Genomic DNA, 26231 nt, shown 5'->3' with positions numbered 1-26231 from the left:
AAACGGTAAAGATGGAATTTAAATTTAAAGAAGCAAGAAATTCTTAAGAGCACGCCGTTCTATCCAAAATGAAAAGCGAAAGGGTGTATATACATGTCGACTATAAAAGAAGAAACGAAATCAATCGTTAAAAAGGATAAAGAAAACGTTTGGCATCATATTTCTGCTTACAATGAGAAAAATCCCCCGATGATTGTTGAAAGTGGGAAAGGTGCATGGATTACTGATCATAACGGAAATAAATATTTGGATGGAATGGCCGGACTATGGTGTGTGAACGTCGGATACGGACGTGACGAACTTGCAGAGGCAGCATTCGAACAAATGAAAAAAATTGCGTATGTGCCGATGACGCAAAGTCACGGACCTGCAATCGAGCTTGCCGAAAAGCTAAACGAGATGCTTGGTGATGATTATCAAATCATTTATTCAACTAGCGGATCTGATGCGAACGAAGTGGCGTTCAAAGTTGCTCGTCAATATCATCAACAAAACGGAGAAGCTTCACGTTCTAAATTCATTTCTCGCTACCGTGCGTACCATGGAAGTTCAATGGGGGCATTAGCTGCTACAGGACAAGCATTGCGAAAATATAAATATGAGCCACTTGCACCTGGTTTCCTACATGTTGCACCACCCGATAATTACCGTAAACCAGAAGGGCAATCAATTGAAGATTATAGTATTCAACGGGCACAAGAATTTGAAGAAAAAATCATTTGGGAGCAAAAAGAAACGATTGCTGGAATTATTATGGAACCGCTCATTACAGGAGGCGGCGTTCTCATTCCGCATCCGATTTATTTAGAAAAAGTTCAAGAAATATGTAATCGTCACGGTGTATTACTTATTATTGACGAAGTGATTTGTGGGTTTGGGCGAACTGGAAAAGCGTTTGGCCACCAGCATTTCAATCTGAAGCCAGATATTGTTACAATGGCAAAAGGTCTAACGAGCGCTTACTTGCCACTGTCAGTTACTGCTGTACGAAAAGATATTTATGACAAGTTTGATACGGTAGAAGAGAATAGCCATCTTCGGCATATAAATACATTCGGTGGAAACCCTGCTGCCTGCGCGGTTGCATTGAAAAACTTGGAGATTATGGAAAAAGAAAACCTTTTCGACCGTTCAGCTGAACTAGGCGAACGCCTCTTGGAAGAATTAGATCACTTGAAGGATCACCCATTCGTAGGCGATATTCGCGGACTTGGATTCCTTTTGGGAATAGAAGTTGTAGAAAATAAAGAGACAAAAGAGCCAGCTACAAACGCACGAATCGCAAAAATTATTGGAGAGTGTAAAGCAAACGGTCTAATCATTGGTAGAAACGGCGATACAGTTGCCGGATTTAACAATATTATAGCGCTAAGCCCTCCATTATCTTGTACAGATGAAGATTTCGACTTCATTGTGTCAGTTATGAAGAAAGTATTTAAAGATAACGAAGAGTAAAAAGTATATTTATTGAGTTGCCATGCCATCTGAAATATGAAGACACTTAAAGATAATTTTACGTTTGATTTATATAAATTGATACTTTAAAGCATAAAACCTACTTTACACTTAATATATGTAAAGTAGGTTTTTTATCGTCTTCGTAATTGAGAAGTGTAAAATCGTTGCAAGTAATTTTGTATTCAAAATATCATTAATTACAAACGCCTAATTTAAACGTTTATGGCGGTAGTATTTACAAAAGAGTGAACTCAGTAATAGCTGAATTCAAAATTTTTATCTGTCTATTTTACATTATTAGGGTAAGTTATTATCTGAATAAAAGACTAACTTCACTTCTTTTTCTAATTGAGCGATTAACATACATTCTTTTCTTCGTGAAATTAATGCGTTAACAATACTGCTATAATACCAATATTGATCTGCCTTCCCACGATTGAATCTTTCCCATATCTGCTCGCCACATTGTTCTAAATCTGATCGAATAGAACGGATATTATGTAGTTTATCCGCTACAATTATATGTATTTCTTCTTTAGTAATATGTGGCAGTGAATCAATCGTATGTTGTTTTCGTTTCTCCCAAGAAAGACCCTTGTCTTCTTCTGAAGCTGCTAGAACTAGTTTCGCGATATGTAAACCAAACTTTTCGAGCAATTTTTCATAACTAGTTTCCGTATCTTCCAATACGTCGTGAAGTAGAACTGCGGCGACAACTTCATCAGAACAATTAGATTTTTGTAAAATCATTCCAACAGAATAAGGGTGCGTGATATAAGGTATATTTGTAGATTTACGATATTGTCCTTCGTGCGCTTTAGTGGCGAAGACGATTGCTTGGTCTATAATATTTATTATGATTACCTCCTTGTTAATTTGTATTATAATTGAAACATATAACAAATCCAAATCGGTGCTTCCTTTATGTATTTAGAGTAGTATTTTTTACGTTTATTTGGCTAAATCATATAACTATTTGTTGAATAACTATTCAATTTGGTGTATAATTAGTATATATTTTACATGTAGGAGAGATGAATATGACGAAAAAGAATGTACTAATTATTGGCGCAGCGGGAAGAGATTTCCATAACTTTAATACATATTATAGAAATAATGATTCGTATAATGTAGTTGCGTTTACAGCTACTCAAATTCCAGATATCGACGGCCGTAAATATCCGAAAGAATTAGCGGGTGAATTGTATCCTGAAGGTATTCCTATTTTTGCGCAAGAACAATTAACGGATTTAATTGAGCAATATGATGTTGATGACTGTGTATTTGCATATAGTGATGTCCATTATGAAGAAGTTATGCGTGTAAGTGCAATTGTTAATTCAGCAGGTGCAAATTTCACATTATTAGGTTCTAAAGATACAATGATTAAAAGTAACAAGCCTGTTATTTCAGTTTGTGCGGTTAGAACTGGAACAGGTAAGAGTCAAACGTCACGAAAAGTCATTGAAACTTTGTTAGAACATGACTTAAAAGTTGTCGCAATACGTCACCCAATGCCTTATGGTGACTTAGTGAAACAAAGTGTACAGCGTTTTGCTACAGTTGAAGATTTGAAAAAGCATGACTGTACAATTGAAGAAATGGAAGAATATGAGCCACATGTTGAACGTGGAAATATTATTTATGCTGGAGTAGATTATGCAGCTATTTTGGAAGCAGCAGAAAATGACCCAGATGGTTGTGACGTAATCCTTTGGGACGGCGGCAATAACGACTTTTCATTCTATAAACCTGATTTAGCAATTACAGTATTAGATCCACACCGTCCTGGACATGAGTTGAAATACTATCCAGGTGAAGTATGTTTACGTACAGCAGATGTTGCTATCATTAACAAGATAGACAGTGCTGATGAAGAATCCATTCAAATTGTCGAAAATAACATTAAAAATTCTAATCCTAAAAGTAAAATCATTAAAGCTGAGTCGAAAATCACTGTTGATAAGCCGGAACTGATAAAAGGGAAAAGAGTATTAGTCGTTGAAGACGGTCCGACATTAACACATGGTGAGATGAAAATAGGCGCGGGTTCAGTTGCGGCCGAACGTTTAGGTGCGGCAGAATTAGTTGATCCAAGACCATTTGCTGTTGGTTCATTAATAGATACTTTTAAAAAATATACACATGTTGAAAATGTATTACCGGCGATGGGATACGGCGAGCAACAACTTAAAGATTTAGAAGATACGATTAATCAAACCGATTGTGATGTAGTTATTATTGGAACACCAATGGATTTAACAAGAATTATTAACATTAATAAACCGGCAACACGTGTATTTTATGATCTTGAAGAAGTTGGAACACCAAATTTACATGAGGTGTTAAAAGGATTCATTCAAGAACAACAATTAGTTAAATTAAACAAGTAAATATTGATTGGAAATAAGAAAGACTGTCTTGAGTTACAGACAGTCTTTTTTTGCGCTTATAGATGAAAATTTTTAATCGTTTTATTGACAACTAAAAAAATCAATTTAATTTATAAGGAGTTAATACAGTGTTTATATTTAAGAATTATAGTAAAATTATAGTTGGATCAGAAAACTTTTGAAGTCAGAAAGAGAGATTTTTACTTTGAACTTACTTAGGTAAACATTTTTAAAGGACTAGCTAAAAGAAAATCTATAGGGGTTTGATGAGTAGAGTGCCGAATGAGGTAACTGTGTTTTTAGTTTCCTTGTCAATAAGTATAATAGAATATTAAAATAGACCAAGTAAAGAATCGAGGAATTTGTAAAATGATAAAAATCTTGAAAAATTTAGTTGTCTATAAATGGATTGTTCTCGCTATTTTGGGGCTCGTTTTCATTCAATCAATGGCGGAATTATTTCTACCGACACTTATGGCAGATATTATTGATAAAGGTGTAGTAGTTGGAGATATCCCTTATATATGGAAAATTGGCGGAGCTATGCTTGTCGTTACTGCATTAAGTGCGGTAGCCTCAATTGTTGCAAGCTTTTATTCATCCAAAGCAGCAATGGGCCTTGGGAGAGATATACGAGGCAAAGTGTTTAAACATGTTGAAAACTTTTCGCTTCAGGATTTTGACAAAATTGGAACAGCCTCGCTTATTACAAGAACAACAAATGATATTACACAAATACAGCAAGTAGTCATTATGATGCTACGCATGGTCATTAGTGCGCCGATTATGTTAGTTGGTGGATTAATCATGGCGTTATCTAAGGATGCAAAATTATCCTTAGTTATTTTAGGTGCAATGCCTATCTTAGTCATAACTATTTTGCTTATTTTGAAAAAAGGTATGCCTCTTTTTCAAACAGTGCAAAAACGTCTTGATCGTTTGAATCTCGTGTTTCGTGAAAATTTAACAGGGATTCGTGTTATACGTTCATTTAATCGGGAGAAAGACGAGCTAGTTCGTCTTGGAACTGCGAACAAAGACTTAACAGATGTTTCGATTAAAGTGAATAAACTAATGGCTTTCATGATGCCGACTATGATGCTTGTAATGAATATAACAGTCGTTGCAATCATTTGGTTTGGTGGCATGCGAATTGATAACGGCGCCATGCAAATTGGTGACTTAATGGCTTATATTCAATATGTTATGATGATCATGTTTTCACTTCTTATGGCATCTATGATGTTTATTATGATTCCGCGTGCCGCAGTATCAGCGAAACGGATTAATGAAGTGCTTGAAATGGTTCCGACTTTCTTAGACGAAGGAACTAAAAAAGCTGACAAAGAACGCGGAACACTTGAATTTGACAAGGTTTCATTTAATTATCCTGGAGCAGAAGAACCTGCTTTGTGGGATATTAGTTTCAAAGCTAAATTAGGTGAAATTACGGCAATCATTGGTGGAACGGGTGCTGGTAAAACGACACTTGTTAATTTAATCCCAAGATTTTACGATGTAACGACGGGAACAGTTCGTGTCAATGGTGTGGATATCAAGGAATCTTCCCAAGAAGAAATCCGTTCTAAAATAGGATTTGTACCACAGAAAGCATTACTTTTTTCCGGAACGATTGCGGAAAATATTCGTTTTGGTAAAGAAGATGCGACACAACAAGAAATTGAGTACGCTGCCCGTATTGCACAAGCTGAAGACTTTGTTGGGAAAATGAAAGAAGGATATGAATCCGAAATATCGCAAGGCGGTTCTAACGTTTCTGGCGGTCAAAAGCAACGTTTAGCCATTGCGAGAGCGCTTGTACGAAAACCTGATATTTATATTTTTGATGATAGCTTTTCAGCACTTGATTATAAAACAGATGCAAATTTGCGTGCAGCGTTAAAAGACGAAACGAAGAATGCGACAGTCGTCATTGTTGCCCAAAGAGTAAGTACAGTAATAGATGCAGATCAAATAATAGTATTAGATAAAGGACAAATCGCAGGAATTGGGTCGCATAAAGAATTACTGGAAACGAATAATGTGTACCAAGAAATTGTCGAGTCTCAACTTTCAGAGGAGGAAATCGCATGAGTGAACATAAAAAGCGGCAACCTCAAAGTGGCGGACCAATGGGACCTGGCGGTGGAAATATGATGATGGCTGGGAAGAAACCGAAAAACTTTAAAGCAACCTTCCTTAGACTTCTCGGCTATTTAAAACCACGTCGTAAACAATTAGTTGCAGTATTTTTCGCCGCAATCTTAAGTACGGTATTTATGATTGCTGGACCTAAAATCATGGGTAATGCCATTACTGAATTATTTAATGGTGCTTATGCAAAAATGCAAGGAGTGCCAGGTGCGGTTATTAATTTTGACGCGATTACGAAAATCCTTCTTTTATTAGCAGGATTGTACGTGTTCAGTGCTATATTCAGTTATATTCAACAGTATATTATGTCTAGCGTAGCGCAAAATACAGTGTTTGATTTGCGTGAAGATGTGAATGAAAAACTTGAAAAACTACCTTTGAAGTATTATGACGGTCACCCAGTTGGTGATACGATGAGTCGTGTGACGAATGATATTGATACGATTGGAAGCACATTGCAACAAAGTGTAACCCAATTTATTACCTCTATCATTACCTTATTAGGAATTCTAATCATGATGTTGACAATTAGTCCGATGTTAACAATTATTGCACTTGTCAGCTTACCGCTTTCGGTATTTGCAATAAAACCTTTATTAAAAAGGTCCCAAAAGCATTTTGCCAAGCAACAGCGTACACTTGGTCAATTGAATGGTCATATTGAAGAAATGTATACGGGACACCAAGTTGTTAAAGTGTTTGGACATGAGAAAAAAGCAGTTTCAGAGTTTGAAGAAGTAAACGAAGAATTATACGATGCCGGCAGAAAAGCTCAATTCATATCGGGTATTATTCCACCGATGATGTCATTGATTGGTAACTTAAGCTACGTACTAATTTGTATTGTTGGTGGTGTGTTAGTAGTACAACGCGCAATTTCAATTGGTGATATTCAAGCCTTTATTACGTACACAAAACAATTTACACAACCGATTATGCAAACAGCTAATATCGCGAATATTATCCAATCAACTGTGGCAGCTGCAGAGCGTGTTTTTGAACTATTGGATGAGGAAGAAGAAGTTCATGAAGTCACGACAGCTCATTTAACAGATGCTAAAGGAGAGGTGACTTTTGAACATGTCGATTTCGGTTATGGCGATGATTTATTAATTGAAGACATGAACATTCAAGTGCAACCAGGACAAACGGTTGCTATTGTAGGACCAACTGGTGCCGGTAAAACGACTTTAATAAATTTACTCATGCGTTTTTATGAATTAAATGATGGAAAGATTAAAATTGATGGTCTTGATACGAGAGAAATGTCGCGCACGGATCTACGGAAAACTTTTGGTATGGTTTTACAAGATATATGGCTCTTTAATGGTTCAATTAAAGATAATATCGCTTATGGTAAAGTAGGTGCGACAGATGAAGAAATCTATTCAGCTGCGACAATGGCCCGTGCTGACCACTTTATCCGCACATTGCCGGATGGCTATAATACGCTCTTGAATGAAGATGCGTCTAATATTTCTCAAGGACAGAAACAACTTATCACAATAGCACGTGCAGTGTTAGCTGATCCATCCATAATGATTTTGGATGAAGCCACTTCTAGTGTTGATACGCGGACGGAATTACTCATTCAACAAGCGATGAATCGTTTAATGGAAGGACGAACAAGTTTTGTAATTGCACATCGACTTTCAACGATTCGAGACGCAAATCTAATTTTAGTAATGGCTGATGGAAAAGTAATCGAGCAAGGTACGCATATAGAATTGTTAGAAGCGAAGGGTTTCTATGATGATTTATACAACAGTCAGTTTTCTGACAAACCTGCAATGTGATATAAATTATGCTCTATTCATGAACGAAAGTGGATAGAGTATTTTATATGCTTTGACATATACTATTTCTCATCTATCCGTTTCTTCCATATCGATATTCATCACTTTTTCGGTTTCAGTATTAAATTCAATCCTAACAAATACACCGAATTCGTGGTCATCTTCTTTTAACCAAAGTTTAAATTTTTCAATTGTTGATTCTGTTTTAACATCATTTCCCTGATGTAGATAATCAACAATTTTAGCATTTGGATATTTTTTATGTGTTTCAATTACGGCAAGCTTTCCCCATTTAGCATAGGCTGGAATTTCTAATTGAGCATGTGCAACAATTGGAATAAGTGTCGGTGTTGGTAGGACAGTCATCATAAAGCCAAGTGCAATCAATTTTTTTCTCATAAGTTAACTCATCTCCTTCCTAATAGGATGAGTCAAATACTTAAAATCATTACATCTAATACGAATGGTAAATTTTATAAAAACTCAACTTACAAATTAAGATATCGACTGAAACAATTAATTGATATAATGTTAAATGTTTGTAACTATTCATTAATCTCCTTTAATAAAAGATTTGTATAGTTGTCTTATACATATCTTCTTTCTAAAATCGTATTTACTATAAATCAGAAAAACTAAAATTTTTTTTATATGAAAAGGCGACACTTCATTTAAACTCAAATGAAGTGTCGCCTTTTAGGTTATTAAAATTTACTCATCATCCATTGGAACAAGGTCGAATATTTTATGGTCTTCAAAAGCCTTGATTAGTCTGTCAAGCCATGCGAAGTATTTTTTAATATAGATAAGCTTGTCTATATCAATTTTTGCTTCTTCTAATATTGCTGAACTGATTGTATCATCTTCTATAAGCTGTTCTAATTCCGAAAGTGATTTTCTAATTGCGGCGTTATGAAGTGAAACTGATCTTTTCCACTTTATCGTAAACGTATCTATAAAGCTTTGATACCAATCATCTTTTACTTCATATAAATCTTTTCGTACACCGCGCTCCCAAACTTGTTCTACAAGTTTAGCTTCAGATAAAGCACGTATAGAAGTACTCATACTTGTTTTACTCATACCTAGTTCTTCGGACATATCATCCAATGTCGATGGTTTATTTTGAAAAAACATCATACCGTACTGTCTACCTGCAGAAGGCGGAAGACCATAGAGATGTATATTTTGTGCTATAGACTCCGTAATACGTTTCCGTGCTTTTTCAAGTCTTTCTTTTTCGTCCATAAAACACGATCCTCCTTATGAATACAAGCATGATAATAAAATTTGTTCCTTACAGTATAGACTAATATAGTTTAATATTGAAATCAAATATTACGTACAGAAAAAACTGTACATACAATACTTACAGGTATATCAGTTGTATTACAAGAAGATTACAGTTAGACTATTAAACATGCAAAGATTTTATTTCGTGGGGAGTGTACGTATGTTAGAAAATGAAGCCAAAAAGAAAATTGAAGTCCAAGAGACAACAAAGATTTTCGGCAAAAAAAGTAAACGAGCGGCACAGCTGCTTCGTGAAGGTAAATCGAAAGATGAGATTTTAAAAGAGACTGGCGCAACTGTCGGTGTGAAAAATGCGGATTTTGAGGTGTATGATGGTGAAATATTTGTCATTATGGGTTTATCCGGTAGTGGAAAATCCACACTTGTGCGCTTGTTAAACAGACTAATCGAGCCAACATCTGGTCGAGTATTGTTGGACGGGGAAGACATTGTCAAGATGAACAAAGAGCAACTAAGAAATGTTCGACGAAAGAAAATTGGAATGGTCTTTCAAAACTTTGCGCTTTTTCCACATAAAACAATTCTCGCAAATACGGAGTACGGCTTAGAAATTCAAGGTGTACCTAAAGAAGAACGAGAAATGGATGCGAAAGTCGCGTTGGGACTTGTAGGGTTAGCTGGATATGAAGAACAGTACCCTAGTCAATTAAGCGGTGGTATGCAGCAGCGTGTTGGTCTTGCGCGTGCGCTTGCCAATGATCCAGATATATTATTAATGGATGAAGCGTTTAGTGCACTTGATCCATTGATTCGAAAAGATATGCAAGATGAACTTCTACAACTTCATAGTGATATGGGGAAAACGATTATCTTTATTACACACGACCTAGATGAGGCACTTCGTATCGGCGACCGAATCGCATTGATGAAGGACGGAGAAATTGTTCAAATTGGTACACCGGAAGAAATACTAATGAATCCATCTAATGAATATGTTGAACGATTTGTTGAAGATGTTGATTTATCAAAAGTGTTAACGGCGGCCCATATTATGAAAAGAGCAGATACAGTACAAGTGGATCGCGGTCCTCGTGTAGCGCTTAGGCTAATGAAGCAACATGGTATCTCATCTACATATGTCGTTGATCGACAGGGGCGTTTGCTTGGTGCGATCACAGCGCAAGATGCAGTTACAGCTACTGAAAAAAATCAATCGTTACAAGAAGTACTTATTACTGACGTACTTACGGTTCCAGAAGATAGTATACTTACAGATTTGTTCGATATTGTTTCGACTGCAACTATTCCAGTCGCAGTTGTAGATGAAAAGAATCGACTTAGAGGAATTATTATTCGCGGTGCACTAATCGGTGCATTAGCTGGAAATAATCAGTTCATTAATGAGAATGGTATTGTTGATGCTTTCGAAGAACCGGTTTCGGAGGTGATAGATAATGGATAAGCTATTACCTCGAATTCCATTTGCTGACTGGATTGATAATGGTGTAGATTGGCTTGTAACGACATTTAGTACCGTATTTGATGGAATTGCAGTATTACTAGAAACAATCGTTGAGGGATCTGTAGAAGGCATGGCGCTTATTCCGTCAATCTTGCTTGCTATTATATTTGCCTTGCTTGCTTGGTGGATTTCTACTAGGAATATCGCGATTTTTACATTAGTCGGGTTCCTCTTCATCGATTATTTAGGATATTGGTATCCAATGCTTCAAATGCTTGCACTTGTACTTACCTCAGTTTTTTTCGCCATTGCAATAGGCGTTCCAATTGGGATTTGGGCTTCACAACAAGCATCCGCAAGAAAAATTATTAACCCAATTCTGGATCTCATGCAGACAATGCCAGCTTTCGTCTACTTGATTCCAGCAATTTTCTTTTTCAATATAGGGGTTGTTCCTGGTGTTGTTGCGTCGGTTATTTTCTCAATGCCGCCAACAATTCGATTAACAATGTTAGGGATTCAACAAGTACCAGGAGATTTAATTGAAGCGACCGAAGCATTTGGGTCAACAACTTGGCAGCGGTTAAGCAAGGTTCAAATACCGCTTGCAAAACCAACGATTATGGCAGGAGTTAACCAAAGTATTATGCTGTCATTGTCAATGGTTGTAATTGCTTCAATGGTAGGTGCACCAGGGCTTGGCGCAGAAGTGTACCGAGCTGTAACGCAATTGAAAACAGGTGTCGGCGTTGAAACAGGTGTAGCCATAGTAATCGTAGCGATTATTTTGGATAGAATTACACAACATGCCGGAACTAAAAAACAGGGAGGAAACAAATAATGATGATCATGAAAAAAGTATTAGGACTTGGAGCAGTTGCTTTACTAGCTGTTGGACTTGCTGCATGTGGCAGCGACAATGAGAAAGAAGCAGACAAAGGTACAACAGATACACCAAATGGAGAATCAGTTGGTAAGGCTGTTGACTACAAAATCACAGGAATTGATCCAGGCGCTGGCATTATGGAAGCGACTGACAGAGCAATTGAAGATTACGAGTTAGATGAATGGACAGTTACAACTGGTTCTGGTGCAGCTATGACAGCAGCGTTGAAAAAAGCATATGAAAGTGAAGAACCAATTATCGTTACAGGTTGGACACCACACTGGAAGTTTGCAGAATTTGATTTGAAATACCTTGAAGATCCAAAAGGTTCATATGGTGGGGAAGAAGAAATTCATTCAATTGGACGTATAGGATTAGCAGATGATTTACCGGAAGCACATGCAGTTATATCTAACTTCAACTGGTCTGAAGAAGATATAAGTGAAGTAATGATTGCGATTCAAGATGGTGAAAAAGAGGACGTTGCAGCACAAAATTGGGTTGATGCAAATGAAGAAAAAGTTGCAGAATGGACTGATGGCGTAGCTGCAGTAGATGGCGATGAAATCAAACTTGCTTATGTTGCATGGGATAGTGAAATTGCAAGCCATAATGTTATGAAACTTGTTCTTGAGCAAGTTGGTTATAAAGTTACATTGACACAAGTAGAAGCAGGTCCATTATGGACAGCGGTTGCTGATGGCAGTGCAGACGCATCACTTGCAGCATGGTTACCAGTTACTCACGAAACGTATGCTTCTAAATTCGAAGGCAAATTCGAAGATTTAGGAATTAATATGCCAGGTGTTAAAATTGGTTTAGTTGTTCCAGCTTATATGGACATTGACTCTATAGAAGACTTGAAAGAATAAGTATAACAATAGAAGTAACTCAGTTTCTTTAACGGAACTGGGTTATTTTTTTATGTAAAAATATTACTTTATTAAGCAATCAATTTCATAATTGGGTTTTATTGCTACACCACCACAATATATAGTTGAGTTGAAGCGCTCTCAAACTATATATTGCGTCGTTGTAGCAGATTAAGGTCATTATGAAATTGATTCTAATACTGTAAGTTTAAATAGTTTTCTCCTCAGTGTGTTAAGACCTTGTATGTGATGCACAATGATCGTGCTGAGACCACTGAAAAGTTGAGCCTCTTTGTCCAATTGTGTCATTGGATTAATAGAGATATGATTAATCTAATCAATTGATAGTATATTCAGAATATTATAATCACTATAAATTGATTGATATTATTTTCTAACAACGAATTCACCAGAATCATATCTAGTGAGTTGTGGGAACTTGATTATTCCAAATAAATGTACTCAATCTCTAAACAGAAATTATTCTAAGGGAGGAGATACGAATGGTTAGTAATCAAGAATTTTCGTAAATAGAGTAAAGGCATTTGGATATTAAATAAGGAAATAAAAGTATGCATTTTACAAGTCAAGTCGTTTTATTTCTTGTAAAAGGAATTTTTGTACAAAAAATAGGAATTTTAGAAACGAATGGGGGGAGTTATTTGGAAAAACATTATGATGTAATCGTTGTTGGAGCTGGTTCTATGGGGATGGCTGCGGGATACTTTTTAGCTAAAGAAGGTGCTAAAACATTATTGATTGATGCATTTGATCCACCACATGCACAAGGGAGTCATCACGGTGATACTAGAATTATTCGACATGCCTACGGGGAAGGTAGGGAATATGTACCGCTAGCCCTTAGGTCACAGCAATTATGGGATGAGCTCGAGAAAATGTCACATCATAAAATCTTTACACGCGTAGGCGCAATGGGGTTCGGTCCAAAAGGGCAAGCGCCTTTTATTGATGAAGCGATTGCGAGTGGTAAAGAGCATAATTTACAGATTGACTTTCTATCGGGTAAGGAAATGAATGAACGTTGGGAAGGGCTAAATGTTCCTGAAGATTATAATGCATTTTACGAACCGAATTCCGGATTCTTGTTTAGTGAAAACTGTATTAAAGCTTATCGAGAATTAGCCGAATTCCATGGTGCTGACTTTTCTGTAAATGACCCAGTAATCGATATCGAAGCCTTTGAGGATTCGGTAAAGGTAATTACAAAGAAAGGGACTTTTACTGCAGATAAACTTATCCTAAGTGGCGGTGCTTGGAGTAGTAAAATCGCAAAGAGTCTTGATCTCGAACTTCCGATTATCCCAACAAGACAACCAGTTGCATGGTTCGAAGCGAATGAGAAATTATTTAATACCAACACTTTTCCAACATTCATGGTTGAAGTTCCTACTGGAGATACAAAAGCTATCTATTATGGATTCCCGACATTTGATGGCTGTGGAGTTAAAGTGGGAAGACATGAATTTGTGGATGAAATAAATCCTGATACGATGAATCGAGAATTTGGTTCTGATGAAAATGATGAAGGACATATTCGCGAATTTTTAGAACGATTTATGCCTGAAGCTAATGGTAAGTTGTTAAAAGGTGCAATCTGTATTTATTCTAGAACACCTGATGGTCATTTTATCATTGATAAGCACCCGGCGTATCCGCATATTTCATTTGCTGCAGGATTTGCGGGACATGGATTTAAATTTGCAAGTGTCGTAGGTGAGATTTTAACTCAATTAGCTTTAAAAGGGGAAACGGAGCATGATATATCTATATTCTCAGTTAATCGTCTCGCATTAAAACCTGTTTTAGAAATGGCTAGTAGTTCTGTTATTGCATAACTTTTAACAGTTGATCTAACCCGTATGAAGACTGGAACTTTACCTGAAAAAATTACTTCACCTAACCTTTATTTTTTTGAAGATGGATATCTGAATATTTACCGTACTCAGAATTATCAATGAGAACATAAAACGAAAGGAGGTTGTAAATTTGGTAGTCGTAGAAGTCCAAGTGGAAAAGACTGATAACCCAGAAGTGATTTCTTCAAGTGTAAAAAAGGCCGTTTTTGGTGCCGCCATTGGAAATTTGATAGAGTGGTTTGATTATGCTTCATACGGTTATCTAGCGGTCGTTATCGCCGCAGTTTTCTTTGCTCCGGGAAATGATACAGCAGCACTTATGGGAGCATTCGCAGTTTTTGCCGTATCGTTTATTGTTCGACCCATAGGGGGATTAATCTGGGGGTATTTTGGAGATAAAGTCGGTCGTAAACGTGTCCTGATATTAACGATTAGTATTATGTCGCTGTCGACATTTGCCATTGGTTTATTACCTACCTATGCTACTATTGGCATACTAGCACCATTACTATTGTTAGTCTGTCGCCTAGTTTAAGGATTTTCAGCATCAGGTGAGTATGCAGGTGCAGCTTCCTTTATTGCTGAATATGCACCTAACTCACGTAGGGGACTTCTTGTAAGTATGGTGCCAGCGAGTACGGCGGCTGGTCTTATGTTAGCCGTAATCATTGTTTCGCTTCTGGAATTTAATTTGACCCAGGAAGCCCTTTATAGCTGGGGCTGGAGAATTCCATTCCTATTATCGGGGCCTCTCGGGATTATTGGTTTATTAATACGTCTCAAGTTAGAGGATACACCGTTATTTAAAGAAATGGAGAAAGCGAAAAGAGGTCCTAAACCGAGCATGTTTCAAGGAGTTAATCAAAACCGCAAACAAATCTTCATCGCTTTTGGGATTATCTGTCTTAACGCAGTAGGCTTCTACACGATTCTAAGTTATATGCCGACCTATTTAACGAAAGAGCTAGGCTTTAGTTTAACCTCGGGAATTTTAATTACGCTTGTCTCTCTAGGGACATATGTGTTAATTCTTCCTTTAGTAGGTATGCTCGCAGATCGGATAGGAAGGAAACCAGTTCTCATCGGGGCTTCAATCCTGTTTGTTGTATTTACTTACCCTGCATTTTGGCTTTTGTCAGTAGGCGGCGTTTATGCCGTTCTTGCTTTAGTAATGCTTGGATTCGTATTAGCTGGAAATGATGGTGTTTTAGCTACTTTTCTAACTGAAATGTTCCCAACATCAATTCGATTCAGCGCATTTGCTTTATCTTTTAATACTGGTAACGCAATCTTTGGCGGAACAGCACCACTTATTGCGACCTTTTTGATAGCAACAACTGGAAATACATTTGCACCGGCTTATTATTTAATGGGTGCTGCTGTAGTTGCGTTAGTTTTCCTTCTAATGACGAAGGAGACAGCTAATCAGCCTTTAAAAGAAGATTAGTATGAGATGTAAACAAAAAAATGAATGGAAAATAGGAAGGGGATAGCGTTATGACGATTATGCAGGGTTTAGAGAGAACAAAGGTATTAAGAAATGGAGAAAAAGTTAAAGGAACATTTTCTGAAGCAGAGATGCAAAGACGTACAAATAATCTTCGTAGAATTATGGTGGAAAAAGAGTTGGATGCAACACTTCTTACATCCTATCACAATATTAATTATTACAGTGACTTCCTATATACATCATTTGGTAGACAATACGGGTTAGTTGTCACACAAGAAAAGCATGTTACAGTTACGGCGAACATAGATGGCGGAATGCCGTGGCGTAACAGTTTTGACGATAATATCGTCTATACAGACTGGCAAAAAGATAATTTCCTTTATGCAGTTAAGAAAGTGTTAAGTGAATCTAACAACAATACACGTCGTCTTGGAATTGAAGATGATCATGTGACGCTGGAAGCACATCAACAGATTCGTGATGCTTTCCCTAATGTAGAATTAGTAGACATTTCGGCTGCAACGATGGCTCAACGTATGTTTAAATCAGCCGAAGAGATAGAGTTGATAAAAAACGGCGCACGTGTTGCGGACATCGGTGGTGCAGCTGTAGTTGAAGCGATTGATGTTGGCGTACCTGAATATGAAGTCGCATTACACGGAACACAAGCAATGACACGGGAAATCGCTAAGCTTTATCCTCAATCTGATTTAAGGGACACTTGGATTTGGTTTCAATCAGGCATTAATACGGATGGTGCGCATAACTGGGCCACATCTAGAAAGTTAGAGCGTGGAGATATTCTGAGTTTAAATACTTTCCCAATGATTGCAGGCTATTATACAGCACTCGAACGTACACTCTTTTTAGAAGAGGTTTCCGACAGGCATTTGGAACTTTGGGAAGTGAACGTCAAAGTGCATAAAAAAGGGTTAGAATTGATTAAACCAGGTGTGCGCTGTATGGACATAGCGTTAGAACTAAATGAGATTTTCCGCGAACATGATTTACTTCCGAATCGTACATTCGGTTATGGGCACTCATTCGGAACACTTTCGCATTATTACGGTCGTGAGGCGGGTCTGGAACTACGCGAAGATATAGAAACTGTACTAGAGCCAGGAATGGTCGTGTCGATGGAGCCGATGATAATGGTTCCAGAAGGGCAACCAGGCGCGGGTGGATACCGTGAACACGATATCTTAGTCATTAACGATGATGGGTCAGTTGACAATATTACAGGATTTCCAATGGGGCCCGAACACAATATTATTAAATCATAGTTCTTATTTTGCTTCACAATCATAGAGACTTAAAGGGGGATATTTTAATGACAGAAAAGAGTATTGTGAAAACTGAAGTGCAGTTATTATGTGCTGAACCGGGTATCCAATTAATAAAAGCCGGAACATATAAACTAAATGAATTGAGCGAACTTCGGAATTCACCAAATTTAAAAGGACAAATTTTAGATCTTCCACTAACACTAGATAATGCGCCATTAACAATGGGGTACTTTGCGCTACAACCATCAGAAGACTACTCTGCGGAATTTGACTTTATTGAGGTTAAAGTAGTTACAAGTGGAACAATGATTGTGCGTGATATTGAAGGGAATAGGTATGTAAGCGAAGTAGGAGATGTGTTAATCTTTTCTCCGAAAACAACTGTCATATTTGATGGTGAAAGCAACGGGGAAGCGGTTTATTTTAAAAATGTACCTGCCGCCGAAGCTTACTTATAATAAAGATAAAACGTGTCTGCTAAAATGAGCAGACACGTTTTATGGTTTTTCAAGATCTATGATGGCGTGAAATTGAATGAATATTAATGGCTGTTTGAATCCAAAATTGGCAGTCGGGTGAAGCTAAGTTATCTCCAATTAGTTCTTCAATCTTTTTTATTCTATAACGTAAAGTATTACGATGAATATGAAGTACCTTTGCAACTATTTCACGATTAAAGTTATTTAATGCAAGGCACTTAAGCGTTTCATGCATAATTTCGCCTTCTTCAATAAGTGATTTATCAGGCAACACATTATTTAATAGACGACGCGCTTCTGTTGGACTCATATTGCCATAGAGTAGTATTTCTCTCTTATGCTCATCCGAAAAAAATGTTCCGCCTGATGGTTTTCGATATTGGACAATCGGAGCAAGCGACATTGCTTGCTCATAACTTGACCCGAAAGACAATAACTTTTCTTCGGCACTTCCAATAATAAAAACAAAAGAAATATCTTTCCTGATTTTATTCAAACTAGATTTTAATAAGGTTAAAGCCTCTTTTAAATCTTTATTATTAAGTGATGTTGTTAACAATAATACTAATTTATCATCATAAACCTCGCAAAAACCATCAATTTCTTTTTGCTCTTTTATCCAAATATTACAAACGCCCCGAAATGTCGATAACTCTATTAATGTCTGATACCTTAAATCAATATTTCCGGAAAGAACAAGTACCGACATCCATTTACCTTTTGATAAAAAACCGATTTCGTTAGTTTTTTCTTCTATAACAAGTCTAGCTGTTTTTTGTTTATCAATTAAAAGGTCTAAAATCTCTGCTTGCAATTGCCAACGCTTAACTTTTTGTTCCTCTTTGTTAATATGCAGGTCGATAAGTCTTTGACGAGCATGTTTTAGTGTAATTATATCTTTTTCTTTCAGAGGTTCATTGTATTGAAGAACCCAAATCGTTCCATATGTTTCTTCAGCAATCGTAATGGGCAATACAGTAACATTAGGATTATGGCTATTTTTCACAATGGAATAAATATTTTGTTCTGACTTATTTTCTGAGTTATTGGCAATTGTTTCTTCATGTTTTGATTTAATTTCAATTAAATTTATAATATCATATGTCATATTTAATTGTTTTTGATTTTCTGGAACCGCATTTTCACGAATACTATTTTCAATGTTTGTAAATAGAATGGTACAGTTCAGGTATTCCGCAAGAAATCTGCATACGTCTTTGTGGTTTTCCGCGCTCTGGATTAGTTTTGAAATTTTTGACGGAACTAGATTTGCCAAAGCTTTCAATTTGTAGTTATATTCGATTATTTGCTGATGGATAGCATATGTTAATTTAACAAACGGAACTTGGAAGGGTACTTCTATTATTGGAATCGAATACTTCTCTCCGAACTCCAACAATGTAGGTGGACAATTGGAAAAGTATCGACCTGTAGCGAATAATATGCCTGAAATCTGATGCCTAAGTAAAGAATATAAGAACTTTTCCTCTGATTCTGGATCCTTTGGCCAAACTTGTCCACATGAAAATAAGAGTTCTTCTCCTTCAAGAAAATGTCCAATATCATCATGATCAATAACATGTGTCCAGCGAATCTTTCTTGCTAATCCGCTTTTTCCAGCTCTTATTAATACCTTTTCTAATTCAGGTAGACGCAAAGAGTCTTGAACTGTGAATATAGCACTCACCCCTTCGGTTCTATTATAATGAATATTGCGAGTATTGCAATAACCGCATGTGGAGTGGATTATTTTTGTGCATTAGATTTTAGTCTCTAAAAGTATAAATATGGCTTTTAGTTCTTAAATAGACACACTTTGAAAATCGTTGAATTAGCGGTACATCTGCTATGTCTGCAAAAAGTAAGCCGTTTCAACGATTTTCTTATCTATAATTATTTAAAAAGAATTTTTGTGATGAAGAAGTAAAAGGTGGTTTTAACATGGAATTACATAATTATTTGATCACATCAAACCATAATGGAGATTCGTCTTCAGATTCTTCATTGTAGTTTATTCTAACTTCCTCACCAACATTAATATCCATAATCGCATAAAAGTCGATAGATAGATTCTCTGTATTATTAATAAACGACGCATTTGGTTTATATGAGTGATTGAATAATGAACCATAACCTAAAGCAATCGCAGTGTGCTCGTACATTTCCCCCCAAGTAAAGCAGTAATCGAATAGAACTGTCTTTTTCAGGTAGCGCCATTCTTCTTTTAATGAAATTAAAACAGGTGATACTTCTATTAGTTCACCACATTTAATATCGCGTTTCGCAAATATCCCTCTGCCGTACTTTCCGGTATCTTTTATACATAATGTATTCATAGGGCATATCCTTTCAGGAACTTCTTGCCTTGTAATTAATAAATTCAAGGGAAATCCAACGTTTTCTTACTTAATTTAAAAAAACTAAATGCTTTTTTAAATATTGATTTCGATCTCGAATAAATTGAAAAATAAATTCAGTTTCACTATCGAATACATCGATGGAATTTTTTTTATAAGGATCAAGCAGCACATGTGGCCGTATATTATCATGTAGTGATATCACTTTGTTTTTCATATAGTCAACCGTGAACTTTGTATCTAAAATTTCCTCTAAGATATTTTTATATTGTTTTCGGAATTCTGGAACACGCATAAGAAGATAAATAAGATGATTGCTCTTTTTTCCTTCGATTGGCACGTAATCATAATGCATGATACCACCGCTTACCTTTCTTCCCCAAGTCCCATCATAATCCCATGGAATAATTTCAAACAAGCCTGTCTCACTGTTATTGTAGAGAGCATAATTATGCGTAAAGCCGTCATTATTCATTAAACAAACAGCACCAGCAAGCCAACGTAGAAACTTGTCGACATTTAGATGCTTACCTATTTCATTAGGAAAATCAGAAAGGGGTACCGTGTTTATCATTTTGATAAATTTAAGAAGTGTCTCATCATCTGAGAGGCAACCTACCTTCCTTTGATAACCTGCTAGTAATGAGTCCTTCATCTTTTCATCTCTCAACAATGAAAAGTTTGCATTATTGTTAACGGCATAATAAATAGGCCCATCTGGGAGCCCTCTATTTTTTAAGAAAAATTCATCAACAGACTCCAGTTGTAAATAGACCCCTTTTTTAGAGCCATTACGGGTTAAATTAACATGTTGACCTACTGGTGAAAGTACATTTAAGTCTTGAAAGAAATCAAAGGAGAGTTTATTACGCATTAAAGAGGGGTCTCTATATTCTGCATTTAGATGAATCATTTGTGCATTAGAAAAGGTTTCTGGATCGACGAACTCAATGCAATAGGACCTTTTCCGAAATTTACGTGTATAGGAGCCTCTATAAGCAATATCTATATCATAAGTTTTATTTTCCGACTTAAAAAATGCGGGAACAGGTTTGTCATTCCAAATATCACTTCTTAAATCTTCAAGATTATCTTCCTCAAAGTGCAGGGAATAAGTTGGAACTAGATTGGACATAAATGTCTCTTTCCCTTCTCTAAATCAATATATTAAAAGCTACCGTTTGAATATTGAATTATAATCAAACGGTACCATTTTCATTACTTTCTTCTACGTTTACGTGGCCCTTTACGTGGACCAGTAGAAGTTGATCCTGTCGACGTTCTTCCTGTACAAGTAGTACCTGTAGAAGTTCTACCTGTCGACGTTCTTCCTGTAGAAGTAGTGCCTGTGGAAGTTGATCCTGTCGACGTTCTTCCTGTAGAAGTAGTGCCTGTGGAAGTTCTACCTGTCGACGTTCTTCCTGTAGAAGTAGTGCCTGTGGAAGTTCTACCTGTCGACGTTCTTCCCGTAGAAGTAGTGCCTGTGGAAGTTCTACCTGTCGACGTTCTTCCTGTAGATGTTGAACCAGTAGTAGTTGTGCTACATTTTCTAGCTTTCTTACCTTTTGGCATAAAAAATTTCCTCCTTTATTTTTGAATCTATTAGCAGTGTATTCAATTACTAAAATACTGTGTCGGCATGAACAATACAGTTATCGCCGTTGATAGATCCTGAAGTTGCTAAGTGGTCTTATAGTTTTTCTGATTTGATAAGAAGTTTGGAATGATCTTCTATTAATAATTGATTAATAGAAGGAAGTAGAAAAACAATTAACCTAATCTTGCGAAGTGGGCGAATGTCCATTACTACGCTAGCCTAAGTCACATATAAATAGCAGACAACAAAAAAAGGAGGTTTGATGATTTTGAATAAAAAAATGATGCTCACTTTAGTCGATAAAGTTATCAAAGTAGATCGAGGAGGACCTGAATCCCGCGTAGGTAAGTTATTAGCTGCAGAAGAGGATCACATTGTATTGCTTACCGAGGACGATGGGGTTATCTATTATAAAACACAACACATTAAGAGTTTGACATTAAACGCAAAACAGGAAGTTGAGCTAAATTTTAAAGTCCCTAAAGATTTTACTTTCAAAACAGGAAAAGACTTTAAAAGTGTTTTAGAAAAATTAAGCTATCGTTGGGTGAAAATTAACCGTGGTGGACCTGAAACGCTTGAGGGTGTCATGGACGATGTAAACGATGATTTCGTAACTATTGTTTCTAACGAAGAAATAATCAAGCTCTCGATGTACCATATTCGTAACGTTAGTTATGGTGTGAAAGTTGAAAAAACGAATAAAGTCACTAATAAAGATGAGAAGAAAAAATAAATAATTAATTAATTAATTGATTCTTTCATTCGTCGCTTCTGTTTAATAGGGGCGGCGATATTTTATAAAGGAGGTAACTTCCACTTGAAAGAGCGAAACTTTAAAAAAACATTAAACGACCTTAAAGATATGAAAATCGGCTTGTTTCTGCCTAATAACCAATTTATAGAAGGGATTTTATTGGCCGTTAATCAAGATCATATTATTGTAGAAGTGAATCGGAAAATTCACTATTTTGCGCTCGAACTAATCCAGGGGCTTTCAAATAATACGAAAGAATTTCGCGTTTCTCCCATTAATACTCTTTACCTCAAGAAAAGTCTCTTTATTGACGTGTTAAATTCATTCAGATATACGTGGGTCTCAATCAATAGCTTTAGCGATGAAGAAATATTTGGAGTTTTGAGCAAAGTTTATGAAGATCATGTCATATTAATAAATAATCAAGATCAGTTGTTTATTCCAAATTACTATATTTCAAATATTTATGGAAAACTATTAAAAGAAGACATTATTTTGCTGAATAATCAAGAAAATCAAGCAAGAAATATTTTAGAGAAATCTACAATTAATAGTGACGTGAAAAATGTTGAACTTTTAAACGATATCAATTCGGATAATGTCATCGTCAATTCCATTGATTATTTAAAAGGCAACTTAGAAGAAAGTATTTCATTTACTATTTCCAGAAAAAAAATAGATTCCCAACAAAAAGTGGTGGAGAATGATTTATCTGAAAATGTAACGGATGAAAAAAAAATTCAAGTTCAGAAAGTAGAAGCCATCATAGAGGAGAAAATTGAAAGTGATAATCCACGGTTACAAGGAGACTTGAAAACTGAAACTTTAGAATTAGTTGAACAGGATTTGTTGGTAAAAGAAGATGACGTAAATCTTCAGGGAAGAAATTCGGGGTATGAAGTAGTTTGCTTAACAGAAATTGAAAGAGTGGATCATGCACAACTGGGAAAAGATAATTTGTTAGAACTATCAAATGTTAGTGAGTTGGAACGTGATTCTGCAACACCTATTTTGGAAAAACAAGATGATATGTCAAATGAACATAAAATTGAGGATTTGCAAATCCCAACCCAAAACACAATTAAAGCCGATATCGCGTCTGAAATTGTGGAACAGGTTTCTGATTTTGAAGACTATGAAAGTATCATGAATGAAGCAAAAATAAAACTTAATAAACAAAGGTATAAATTGATGGAGAAAAGAATGCCAATAACACAGCAGATAAAAATAGACAACGAAGTAGAGCGGGAACAGTTTTGCTACTCCACTAAAAAAAAACCTTGTTTGAGATGTCGAAAAGCAGTTTTAGGAGCCAGTTTTGAAAAAAAACATAATGATATTGAAATTCCTAAAGCACATTATACTACAGAAGAAAAAGAGTCCAATCAGGCGCCTATCAAGTATTTAAACCCGCTAGAAGAAAGAGAGATGCTGAAAAAACAGTATTACGCATTAATGAAGTATGCCGAAAGTAGTTTTAATAAGTTGGATTCTCAAATTGAACAGATTTCTAAGTTTCATATGCAGGCTTTAATAAAAAATCGCAGAGAAGATAGAACAGTAATAGAAGAGCAATATGCTGCTTTAGTTAAGCATGCAGAAAAGATGTACAATCGATTTGCAGAATTGTAATAAGATAAATTCTTTAGATTTTAATCAAACAAAAAATTATAATTTATATCGTAATAAAAATAGGTTGTGTGAAAATGCCGGAATTAAGATCAATAACCGACCTAATAAAGAAAAAAATATTGACATATCATTTGGCTACATCATATTTATATAAATACATGTTTAATTCAAAGGAGATGTGCACTTGAATAAAATTATTCAAAGTCTTGTAAATGAAATTGTTAAAGTGGAGGTTTCTGGAAATCAACTAATTAATGGTACAGTTATTGATGTGGGTAAAGATATAATCGTTATTTATAATGGTGAAGATTTTGTATATATTCCTTTAGTCCATGTCCAATACTTTGAAGTTGACTCTGATAATGAAAGCTTCATTGAATATCCTAGCATCTTTCCAAGTATCATCGTGGAAAAGGGCGAGGATGACTTAACTTTTCAAGGGGTTATTGGTCAAGCGAAGGAAAGGTATGTTGAAATTTATGTAACTGCAGGTAAGTCCCTTCATGGCTTAATAACACATGTAATGGAGGACTATGTAGTTTTTGAGTCTCCGATTTATAAAACGATGCATATTGCATTAGACCATTTAAAATGGGTAATCCCATACACTGAAAAAGAAGGACCCTACGGCCTAGACAATATTATTAAGTTGGAGCATAAAAATGAATCTTTAGATAAAAGTTTAGAAGTTCGAGTTGGTAAGTTTATTAATACACTTGTAGTAGTAAATATTGACGGAAGAAAAAGTTATATAGGAGAAATGAAAAATATTGACGGGCAAATTATAGAAATTCAAACAGTTAGAAGGAAATCTGTATTTCTGAATCTCCGTCATATAAAAACTCTTCATCAAGTATGAGTGCAGTAACTTTTAGCTTTTACTATTTATTTGAGACCGGATAGATAAAGATTTTTTTCAGGCTGACGAGTTATTCTTGTCGGCTTATTTATTTTGGACAAACTTAACATGAAAAATAGACGCCTCATCTTTAATGAGGCGTCTAAATAACTACGCTTATAAAGCAGTATCAAATAAACATTTTATTAGGACTGGACATACATCTCGCTCCTGATTGTCCACAACGAATATACATATAAGTAAACGGACAATCAATACATGTTAAAAAATCAGAAAAAAGAAGGGGAATGTGTATGTATGAGTTTTCAAATAAGTATCACTGTATTGGTATTTCTACTGACTATGTTGATCATATTTTGGCGACCTAGGGGATTGAACGAGGCTTGGCCGGCATCGATCGGTGCTTTAATAATTATTCTGACCGGAATTGTTTCTAAAGTAGACATTTTGGATATAATAGGTAAAATAGGTGGAGCTTCGATTACCATTATAGCGACCATTGTTATGGCTGTAATACTAGAAAGCTTTGGGTTCTTTCATTGGGGAGCTGCTCGGCTTGCAAAGTTTTCTAAAGGATCCGGACACCGACTGTATTGGAATATCCAATTGTTATGTTTTTTGATGACTTTATTATTCAATAATGATGGCAGTATTTTAATTACTACACCTATTTTAATTCTATTATTAAAAAACCTGCAATTAAAAACTCACCAACAAATCCCCTACCTACTGAGTGGTGCGCTTATTGCAACGGCATCAAGTGCTCCTATTGGCGTAAGTAATATTGTGAACTTGATTGCTTTGAATATTGTTGAAATGTCACTTTGGGAGCATTCTGCAATGATATTTGTCCCCGCTACATTAGGCTTGTTATTTATGTCGGGAATGATGTATGTAATTCTCAGGAGAAACTTACCTAAAAATTTACCACGGTCTGCAAATGAGATTGAGGAATTCTTTTTTAGTGAAAACTTTCATCCGCTTAAAACAAGGATTACTCTTGAAACCCAACAAAAACGCACTAAATTTATGATGAGAATATTGGGGTTTGTGTTTATGATGCGATGTCTACTATTCGTAGCATCCTATATTAACGTTCCAATTGAATTAGTAGCAGTTCTGGGATCGGTCATCTTGCTTCTGTGGAGATGGTATCATTTGCGAACGAACCCAATAGACATCTTGAAGAAAACGCCGTGGCATATTTTGATTTTTGCATTCTCAATGTACGTAATAATTTATGGTCTGCATAATGTAGGACTCACTGAGCTACTTGTGCAATTATGTGAACCTATTGTAAATCAAGGTTTATTTCAAGCAAGTTTTATTATGGGTGGGCTAGTTTCATTACTTTCGAACATCTTTAATAATCACCCAGCTTTAATGATAGGAACTATCACTTTAACAGAGATGGGCTTAGATCCAATTACATTAAAGACGATTTATTTAGCAAATATTATAGGGAGTGACATGGGATCGCTATTATTACCTATCGGGACGCTTGCATCACTTTTATGGATGCATATTCTTAGGAAAAACAAGATAAAAGTTACTTGGAAAGATTATTTAAGTGTGACGCTGGTTGTAATTCCAATATCGACTATTGTAACGTTAACTTTCTTGTTTATTTGGATTCAATTGGTATTTGTTTAATGTATTCGA

21 protein-coding genes and 1 pseudogene are annotated in these 26231 nt (G+C 35.9%); 15 read left to right on the top strand and 7 right to left on the bottom strand.

Annotated features, from left to right (window positions below; all coding sequences use genetic code 11):
* Positions 1-93 precede the first annotated feature (93 nt).
* The gene (locus tag AC3RV6_RS10480; RefSeq protein ID WP_489745988.1) at positions 94-1455 is read left to right on the top strand and encodes an aspartate aminotransferase family protein; all 1362 of its coding nucleotides are present in this window, start codon (positions 94-96) and stop codon (positions 1453-1455) included.
* Between the two features lie 300 nt (positions 1456-1755).
* On the opposite strand, the gene AC3RV6_RS10475 is transcribed toward AC3RV6_RS10480, so the two are convergent.
* Positions 1756-2367: an HD domain-containing protein gene (locus AC3RV6_RS10475; RefSeq protein WP_489745987.1), complete on the bottom strand. Its 612-nt coding sequence runs from the start codon at positions 2365-2367 to the stop codon at positions 1756-1758.
* Between the two features lie 131 nt (positions 2368-2498).
* Between AC3RV6_RS10475 and AC3RV6_RS10470 the strand changes: the two genes are divergently transcribed.
* From AC3RV6_RS10470 to AC3RV6_RS10460, 3 genes are all read left to right on the top strand, one after another.
* The gene (locus AC3RV6_RS10470; protein ID WP_489745986.1) at positions 2499-3851 is read left to right on the top strand and encodes a cyclic 2,3-diphosphoglycerate synthase; all 1353 of its coding nucleotides are present in this window, start codon (positions 2499-2501) and stop codon (positions 3849-3851) included.
* A gap of 369 nt (positions 3852-4220) precedes the next feature.
* The gene (locus AC3RV6_RS10465) at positions 4221-5945 is read left to right on the top strand and encodes an ABC transporter ATP-binding protein (protein ID WP_489745985.1); all 1725 of its coding nucleotides are present in this window, start codon (positions 4221-4223) and stop codon (positions 5943-5945) included.
* Entirely contained in the window at positions 5942-7801 is a 1860-nt protein-coding gene (locus AC3RV6_RS10460) for an ABC transporter ATP-binding protein (protein WP_489745984.1), read from the top strand. The genes AC3RV6_RS10465 and AC3RV6_RS10460 overlap by 4 nt, the downstream gene beginning before the upstream one ends.
* Before the next feature lie 69 nt (positions 7802-7870).
* Here the strand turns inward: AC3RV6_RS10460 and AC3RV6_RS10455 are convergent, their stop codons facing one another.
* Both AC3RV6_RS10455 and AC3RV6_RS10450 read right to left on the bottom strand, forming a co-directional pair.
* Positions 7871-8200 (bottom strand): DUF3889 domain-containing protein, encoded by a 330-nt coding sequence (locus AC3RV6_RS10455; protein ID WP_489745983.1) that lies wholly within the window; start codon positions 8198-8200, stop codon positions 7871-7873.
* Between the two features lie 312 nt (positions 8201-8512).
* Complete coding sequence (locus tag AC3RV6_RS10450) at positions 8513-9049, bottom strand: GbsR/MarR family transcriptional regulator (RefSeq protein WP_489745982.1); 537 nt, start codon at positions 9047-9049, stop codon at positions 8513-8515.
* Positions 9050-9254: 205 nt separating this feature from the next.
* Between AC3RV6_RS10450 and AC3RV6_RS10445 the strand changes: the two genes are divergently transcribed.
* The 7 genes and pseudogenes from AC3RV6_RS10445 (at position 9255) to AC3RV6_RS10415 (ending at position 17346) form a co-directional block, all read left to right on the top strand.
* Positions 9255-10517: a quaternary amine ABC transporter ATP-binding protein gene (locus AC3RV6_RS10445; RefSeq protein WP_489745981.1), complete on the top strand. Its 1263-nt coding sequence runs from the start codon at positions 9255-9257 to the stop codon at positions 10515-10517.
* Positions 10510-11358 (top strand): ABC transporter permease, encoded by an 849-nt coding sequence (locus AC3RV6_RS10440; RefSeq protein WP_489745980.1) that lies wholly within the window; start codon positions 10510-10512, stop codon positions 11356-11358. Before AC3RV6_RS10445 ends, AC3RV6_RS10440 begins: the two co-directional genes overlap by 8 nt.
* 5 nt (positions 11359-11363) lie before the next feature.
* The gene (locus AC3RV6_RS10435; RefSeq protein WP_489749232.1) at positions 11364-12275 is read left to right on the top strand and encodes a glycine betaine ABC transporter substrate-binding protein; all 912 of its coding nucleotides are present in this window, start codon (positions 11364-11366) and stop codon (positions 12273-12275) included.
* A 662-nt stretch (positions 12276-12937) separates the two neighbouring features.
* On the top strand, positions 12938-14131 hold the full coding sequence (solA, locus tag AC3RV6_RS10430; protein WP_489745979.1) for an N-methyl-L-tryptophan oxidase: 1194 nt from the start codon (positions 12938-12940) through the stop codon (positions 14129-14131).
* Positions 14132-14303: 172 nt separating this feature from the next.
* Positions 14304-15599, top strand: a pseudogene (locus AC3RV6_RS10425) (MFS transporter).
* A gap of 50 nt (positions 15600-15649) precedes the next feature.
* Positions 15650-16885, top strand: a complete 1236-nt coding sequence (locus tag AC3RV6_RS10420; RefSeq protein ID WP_489745978.1) for a M24 family metallopeptidase — start codon at positions 15650-15652, stop codon at positions 16883-16885.
* A 47-nt stretch (positions 16886-16932) separates the two neighbouring features.
* On the top strand, positions 16933-17346 hold the full coding sequence (locus AC3RV6_RS10415) for a cupin domain-containing protein (protein ID WP_489745977.1): 414 nt from the start codon (positions 16933-16935) through the stop codon (positions 17344-17346).
* 49 nt (positions 17347-17395) lie between these two features.
* Here the strand turns inward: AC3RV6_RS10415 and AC3RV6_RS10410 are convergent, their stop codons facing one another.
* The 4 genes from AC3RV6_RS10410 to AC3RV6_RS10395 all read right to left on the bottom strand — a co-directional run bounded on the left by AC3RV6_RS10410 (position 17396) and on the right by AC3RV6_RS10395 (position 21296).
* Positions 17396-19054, bottom strand: a complete 1659-nt coding sequence (locus AC3RV6_RS10410; protein ID WP_489745976.1) for a PucR family transcriptional regulator — start codon at positions 19052-19054, stop codon at positions 17396-17398.
* A gap of 268 nt (positions 19055-19322) precedes the next feature.
* Complete coding sequence (locus AC3RV6_RS10405) at positions 19323-19703, bottom strand: SET domain-containing protein (protein WP_489745975.1); 381 nt, start codon at positions 19701-19703, stop codon at positions 19323-19325.
* 70 nt (positions 19704-19773) lie between these two features.
* Positions 19774-20859 (bottom strand): CotH kinase family protein, encoded by a 1086-nt coding sequence (locus AC3RV6_RS10400; RefSeq protein WP_489745974.1) that lies wholly within the window; start codon positions 20857-20859, stop codon positions 19774-19776.
* Positions 20860-20942: 83 nt separating this feature from the next.
* Positions 20943-21296, bottom strand: coding sequence for a hypothetical protein (locus AC3RV6_RS10395; protein ID WP_489745973.1), 354 nt, complete (start codon positions 21294-21296; stop codon positions 20943-20945).
* Between the two features lie 287 nt (positions 21297-21583).
* Between AC3RV6_RS10395 and AC3RV6_RS10390 the strand changes: the two genes are divergently transcribed.
* The 4 genes from AC3RV6_RS10390 to AC3RV6_RS10375 all read left to right on the top strand — a co-directional run bounded on the left by AC3RV6_RS10390 (position 21584) and on the right by AC3RV6_RS10375 (position 26222).
* Positions 21584-22057: a hypothetical protein gene (locus AC3RV6_RS10390; protein ID WP_489745972.1), complete on the top strand. Its 474-nt coding sequence runs from the start codon at positions 21584-21586 to the stop codon at positions 22055-22057.
* An 84-nt stretch (positions 22058-22141) separates the two neighbouring features.
* On the top strand, positions 22142-23710 hold the full coding sequence (locus tag AC3RV6_RS10385; protein WP_489745971.1) for a hypothetical protein: 1569 nt from the start codon (positions 22142-22144) through the stop codon (positions 23708-23710).
* A 184-nt stretch (positions 23711-23894) separates the two neighbouring features.
* Entirely contained in the window at positions 23895-24569 is a 675-nt protein-coding gene (locus AC3RV6_RS10380) for a DUF2642 domain-containing protein (RefSeq protein WP_489745970.1), read from the top strand.
* A 297-nt stretch (positions 24570-24866) separates the two neighbouring features.
* A complete protein-coding gene (locus tag AC3RV6_RS10375; protein WP_489745969.1) occupies positions 24867-26222 on the top strand; it encodes an arsenic transporter in 1356 nt (451 codons plus the stop codon).
* Positions 26223-26231 lie beyond the last annotated feature (9 nt).

The sequence above is a fragment of the Sporosarcina sp. So3-204 genome (assembly GCF_058068165.1).
The sequence above is the reverse complement of the archived record's forward strand: the minus strand, read 5'-3'. Positions and strand labels throughout refer to the sequence as shown.

Bases quoted from the DNA above. Each gene is read 5' to 3' on its own strand.
- AC3RV6_RS10395 (WP_489745973.1), bottom strand. From the start codon at position 21,296: ATGCCAAAAGGTAAGAAAGCTAGAAAATGTAGCACAACTACTACTGGT.
- AC3RV6_RS10440 (WP_489745980.1), top strand. From the start codon at position 10,510: ATGGATAAGCTATTACCTCGAATTCCATTTGCTGACTGGATTGATAAT.
- AC3RV6_RS10445 (WP_489745981.1), top strand. From the start codon at position 9,255: ATGTTAGAAAATGAAGCCAAAAAGAAAATTGAAGTCCAAGAGACAACA.
- AC3RV6_RS10390 (WP_489745972.1), top strand. From the start codon at position 21,584: ATGATTTTGAATAAAAAAATGATGCTCACTTTAGTCGATAAAGTTATC.
- AC3RV6_RS10455 (WP_489745983.1), bottom strand. From the start codon at position 8,200: ATGAGAAAAAAATTGATTGCACTTGGCTTTATGATGACTGTCCTACCA.
- AC3RV6_RS10405 (WP_489745975.1), bottom strand. From the start codon at position 19,703: ATGAATACATTATGTATAAAAGATACCGGAAAGTACGGCAGAGGGATA.
- AC3RV6_RS10375 (WP_489745969.1), top strand. From the start codon at position 24,867: ATGAGTTTTCAAATAAGTATCACTGTATTGGTATTTCTACTGACTATG.
- AC3RV6_RS10415 (WP_489745977.1), top strand. From the start codon at position 16,933: ATGACAGAAAAGAGTATTGTGAAAACTGAAGTGCAGTTATTATGTGCT.
- AC3RV6_RS10450 (WP_489745982.1), bottom strand. From the start codon at position 9,049: ATGGACGAAAAAGAAAGACTTGAAAAAGCACGGAAACGTATTACGGAG.
- AC3RV6_RS10460 (WP_489745984.1), top strand. From the start codon at position 5,942: ATGAGTGAACATAAAAAGCGGCAACCTCAAAGTGGCGGACCAATGGGA.
- AC3RV6_RS10480 (WP_489745988.1), top strand. From the start codon at position 94: ATGTCGACTATAAAAGAAGAAACGAAATCAATCGTTAAAAAGGATAAA.
- AC3RV6_RS10400 (WP_489745974.1), bottom strand. From the start codon at position 20,859: ATGTCCAATCTAGTTCCAACTTATTCCCTGCACTTTGAGGAAGATAAT.
- AC3RV6_RS10465 (WP_489745985.1), top strand. From the start codon at position 4,221: ATGATAAAAATCTTGAAAAATTTAGTTGTCTATAAATGGATTGTTCTC.
- AC3RV6_RS10470 (WP_489745986.1), top strand. From the start codon at position 2,499: ATGACGAAAAAGAATGTACTAATTATTGGCGCAGCGGGAAGAGATTTC.
- AC3RV6_RS10420 (WP_489745978.1), top strand. From the start codon at position 15,650: ATGACGATTATGCAGGGTTTAGAGAGAACAAAGGTATTAAGAAATGGA.